The sequence below is a fragment of the Streptomyces sp. NPDC003077 genome, assembly GCF_040611095.1.
Classification (GTDB): Bacteria; Actinomycetota; Actinomycetes; order Streptomycetales; family Streptomycetaceae; genus Streptomyces.
In genome coordinates this window covers 1-4,588 of record NZ_JBEXNM010000139.1, presented here as the reverse complement: position 1 = coordinate 4,588, position 4,588 = coordinate 1, and the positions used below count along the sequence as shown (strand labels likewise).

General features: G+C 71.0%; 4 protein-coding genes. All 4 read left to right on the top strand.

The window, feature by feature from the left end:
* Positions 1 to 157 precede the first annotated feature (157 nt).
* The 4 genes from ABZX96_RS37940 to ABZX96_RS37925 all read left to right on the top strand — a co-directional run bounded on the left by ABZX96_RS37940 (position 158) and on the right by ABZX96_RS37925 (position 4,423).
* Positions 158 to 1,300, top strand: a complete 1,143-nt coding sequence (locus ABZX96_RS37940; protein WP_355554224.1) for an acyl-CoA dehydrogenase family protein — start codon at positions 158 to 160, stop codon at positions 1,298 to 1,300.
* A gap of 135 nt (positions 1,301 to 1,435) precedes the next feature.
* Positions 1,436 to 2,353: a GNAT family N-acetyltransferase gene (locus tag ABZX96_RS37935; protein ID WP_355554221.1), complete on the top strand. Its 918-nt coding sequence runs from the start codon at positions 1,436 to 1,438 to the stop codon at positions 2,351 to 2,353.
* 367 nt (positions 2,354 to 2,720) lie between these two features.
* The gene (locus ABZX96_RS37930; protein ID WP_355554218.1) at positions 2,721 to 3,185 is read left to right on the top strand and encodes a group II truncated hemoglobin; all 465 of its coding nucleotides are present in this window, start codon (positions 2,721 to 2,723) and stop codon (positions 3,183 to 3,185) included.
* 395 nt (positions 3,186 to 3,580) lie between these two features.
* On the top strand, positions 3,581 to 4,423 hold the full coding sequence (locus tag ABZX96_RS37925; RefSeq protein WP_355554215.1) for a metallophosphoesterase: 843 nt from the start codon (positions 3,581 to 3,583) through the stop codon (positions 4,421 to 4,423).
* Positions 4,424 to 4,588: the final 165 nt, after the last annotated feature.

Genomic DNA, 4,588 nt, shown 5'->3' with positions numbered 1-4,588 from the left:
CCCGCCCCCCCCCCCGGGCCCCCCCAAAAAAACACCACGAACCCGCAACCAACACCCCCACCCCCCACCACCCCCCCCCCGAGGCGCGCGCCCCCCCCCCGGGCGCCCCCCCCGCCCCCCGCGGGCCGGGTGATCAGTGGCGAAGGGGAGCGTTGGCGTGGAGAACCATGCGTACGAGACGCAGCACGAGGATTTCCGGAAGCTGTGCCGGGAGTTCCTGGCCCGCGAGGCCGTTCCGTACCACGATCAGTGGGAAAAGGACGGAATCGTCAGCCGCGAAGTCTGGCGCAAAGCAGGTGAGGCCGGGTTGCTGGGTATCGGTGTCCCGGAGGAATATGGCGGAGGTGGTGAACCGGACTTCCGGTTTCCCGCGGTGTTCTCGGAGGAACTCATCCGGGCGCGGGTCACCGCTCCGGGTTTCGTGGCGCACAACGACGTCATCGCGTCGTACCTGGCCACCCGCACCACGCCCGAGCAGCGCAAACGCTGGCTGCCAGGGCTGTGCTCCGGCGAACTGATCGCGGCCATCGCGATGAGCGAACCGGACGCGGGGTCCAACGTCGCGGACATCCGCACCACCGCCGTACGGGACGGGGACCACTACGTCCTGAACGGGCAGAAGACGTTCATCACCAACGGCGAGAACTCCGACGTCGTGGTGGTGGCGGCGAAAACCGAAAAGCCGCGCGGCGGCCAGGGAATCAGCCTGATCGTCGTCGAGCGGGGAACGCCCGGTTTCAGTCGCGGCAAGCGGCTGGAAAAACTGGGATGGCAGGCGAGCGACACCTGTGAGTTGTTCTTCGACGACTGCCGGGTGCCGGTGACCAACCTGATTGGAGTGGAGAACGCGGGGATGGCCTACCTGATGGCCGGCCTTCCCCGGGAACGACTCAGCATTGCCACGGTAGCGGTCGCGTCGGCCGAACGGATCCTGGCCGACGCCCTGGAATACGCGCGCACCCGGGAAGCCTTCGGCCAGCCCATCGGCAGTTTCCAGCACAACCGGTTCCTGCTGGCCACCATGGACACCGAAGTCACCATCGCGCGGGTGTTCCTCAACCATTGCATCGCCGAACTCAACGCCGGACGGCTCGCGGTGGCCGACGCCGCCAAGGCGAAATGGTGGACCACGGAACTTCAGGTCGAGGTCGCCAATCGCTGTCTGCAACTTTACGGGGGGTACGGGTATTTGAAGGAAAGTCCGATATCCAGGGAATGGGCCAACAGCCGGGTCCAGACCATCTACGGTGGCACCACCGAGATCATGAAGGAACTGATCGGCCGTTCCCTGGGCCTGTGAACCGGACGGACCGTCCCACCTGATCCGTGCGACTGCAAAGCAACCGCTGCGAAGCGGCTACCGCGAAGCAGCCACGGATCGGGTCCTGGGCGCTCCCCGGTAAGCGGGCAGTACCAGAAGGGACGCAACACATCCATGAAACCCCTCTGCGCATCCCAACAGTCACGCACCGAAAGCCGGAAGCCGGCATCGGACGCGGCGGCCGGATCAGGCGGATTCACCGTCGTCGCCGCCACGCTGGAGGAATGGACGCAGGTGGCGGAGTGGGCCAATGAGGAAGGGTGGAACGTCGGCGTCAACGACGTGCGATGTTTCCACCCGACCGACCCCGACGGCTTCTTCATCGGCCGCATCGGCTCCCGCCCGGTCTCGGCCCTCTCCGTCGTGAACTACTCCGACCGGTACGCCTTCGCCGGCCACTACCTGGTCCCCGAGGCCTACCGCGGGCTGGGGCTGGGCCTCGCCCTGTGGGAGGCGGCCCTCCCGCACGCCGGCACCCGCACCGTCGGCCTCGACGCCATGCCCGCCCAGCAGGCCAACTACGAGAAGTCCGGGTTCTTCCCGGTGTACGACACCTACCGCTACTCGGGCCGCTTCGAACGACCAGGCGCCGTCGCCCCCGGCACCGTCCGCGTGGGGCCGCGGGACCTGGACGCCGTCGCCGCCTACGACCGGACGTACTTCCCCGCCGACCGGCGCGCCTTCCTGAGCCGCTGGCTGGCGGCGCCCGGACACCGCGCGTACGCCCGGCTGACGGACGGCCGGATCACCGGCTACGGCGTGATCCGGCCCGCCCACCGGGGCCACCGCATCGGCCCCCTCTTCGCCGAGACGCCCCACGACACCGAAGCGCTCTTCGACAGCCTCACCGCCCACCTCGGGCCCGACGAGGAGGTCTCCCTCGACGTGCCCGAACCGCAGCGGGCGGCGGGAGCGCTGGTCAGGGAGCGCGGGCTGCGCCAGGAATTCCGCACCGTGCGCATGTACACCGGCCCGGTCCCCGGCAGCCGGGCCGAGTGCGCCGGCGCCATCACGTCCCTCGAACTCGGATAACGCGTCCGCCGTAAACGGATGAACGGGGGACGAACGCAGTGGGCCGCGCCGGACGCGCGCCCGCCGGCGGATTCCCCGGTGCCCGGGAGGCGCCCCCGCGCACCGGGGAATCCCCGGAACCGGATGACGCATTCCCCCCGGGGGCGGAGTACCGCGCGTTGTTCGGAACTACTCGCCAGGGAAAGAGACAGGGGCATTCCCCGCTCCTCTTCCTTGTATTTGCTGAAGCAACTCCCGGTTGATGTTTCGGGCGGTATGGCACCCCTCCCACGGGGCGGGAACGGCAGTGAATTTGGCTAGTGATAACTGCCCTGCTTTGAGCTAGAGTTGAAACCCACGCAACGGATGGGAAGGCAGAGGTGGCACGATGTCGGACTCGGCTCCAACCCTGTATGAGTGGGCCGGTGGCGCGGAAGCGTTAGAGCGGCTCTTCGAAGAATTCTACCGGCGGGTGCGCGAGGACGAGATGCTCGCCCCGCTTTTCCGGCGCATGTCGGACGACCACCCCAAGCACGTGGCCATGTGGCTCGGCGAGGTATTCGGCGGCCCCAAGGCCTACACGGAGCACCGCGGCGGATTCCCCGCGATGATCGCCCAGCACCGCGGCCGGAAGATCCGCCCCGAGCAGCGGCAGCGCTGGGTGCAGCTGATCCAGGAGGCCGCCGACGAGGTCAAGCTCCCCGACGACCCGGAGTTCCGCTCGGCGTTCATGGCGTACGTGGAGTGGGGCTCCCGGCGGGCCATGGCCAACTCCCAGCCGGACGCCAAGCCCTCCACGCGGGAGACGGTCCCGATCTGGAGCTGGGGCGCGGCCCCGCCCGGGACCGCGTAGTCCGGGCGGGCGGCGGGGGCGGGCCGTGGATCTCCGTGGCCTCTTTGTCCCCCGCGCGTCCCTGTGGCCCGGGGCCGCGACCGCCGCGGCGGTCGTCTCCCGTCAGGCGGGCGGCCCGGCAGGACTTCGTACAGGTCCCGGACGGCACCCGGCCCGGGCCGGCGGACGAGGCCGTTTCACCGCCGGGCGACCGGTGCCACCGCGAGCGGGTCTTCCGGTGGCACCGCGCGGCCCGCGCAAACGCGTGAGCCCGTCCACCCGGTGACGCGGAAGACCGCGTCCGGGGCGGACCGCCAAGGCCGTCGGCGGACGGCGGTCCGCCGGCCCCGGCCCGCCCAGCAGGCCCGTACGGCCCCGTACGCCCCGTGCGGAATCGCCATGTCGTGGAGGTACCCGTGTCGTTGCTCGCCATCAGCGATCTGCATGTCCGGTACGCGGAGAACCGCGAGATCGTCGAAGGGCTGCGGCCCATGTCGGACGACGACTGGCTGCTGATCGCCGGAGACGTCGGCGAACTCTCCTCCGACATCGCCTGGGCCCTGACCGTCCTGCGCGACCGCTTCCACACCGTCGTGTGGGCCCCCGGCAACCACGAGCTGTGGACACCCCCCGCCGACCCCGTCCAGGACCGCGGCGCGCTCCGGTACGCGTACCTGGTGGACCTGTGCCGCAGCCTCGGCGTGCACACGCCCGAGGACCCCTACCCCCTCTGGGACGGCCCGGACGGCCCGGTCGCCGTCGCCCCCCTCTTCGTGCTCTACGACTACACCTTCCGCCCCGAAGGGACCGGCAGTGAGGAAGCGGCGCTGGCCGCCGCCCGCCGGCAGGGCGTGGTGTGCACGGACGAGATCCTGCTGCACCCGGACCCCTACGCGAGCCGCGGCGACTGGTGCCGGGCCCGCTTGAAGATCACCGAGGAGCGGCTGGCGGCGTTGCCCGAGGACCTGCCGACGGTGCTCGTCAACCACTATCCGCTGGTGCGGGAGCCCACGCGGGTACTGCGGCACCCGGAGTTCGCCCTGTGGTGCGGCACCGAGGCCACCGCCGACTGGCACCGCCGCTTCCGGGCCCGCGCCGTGGTCTACGGGCACCTGCACATCCGCCGCTCCACCTGGCACGACGGGGTGCCGTTCCGGGAGGTGTCGCTGGGCTACCCGCGGGAGTGGCGGCAGCGCCCGGAGACGCCCGGCAGCCTGTCCGTCGTCCTGCCCGGGGCGGTGCCCGCGGGACGGCGGTGAGCGCCGGGGACCCGGCGTCGGGAGGCCCGAAGGGAAACGGGGGGCGGCCCGGCCGCCGTGCGGGCCGGACGGCGACGGGAGAAACCCGGCGTCCGGGCGTCACGAGGCGCCCGGACGGCACGCCGGAAAAGGGCTGCCGCGGCCCTGTTGCGGGGGAAGGGCCGC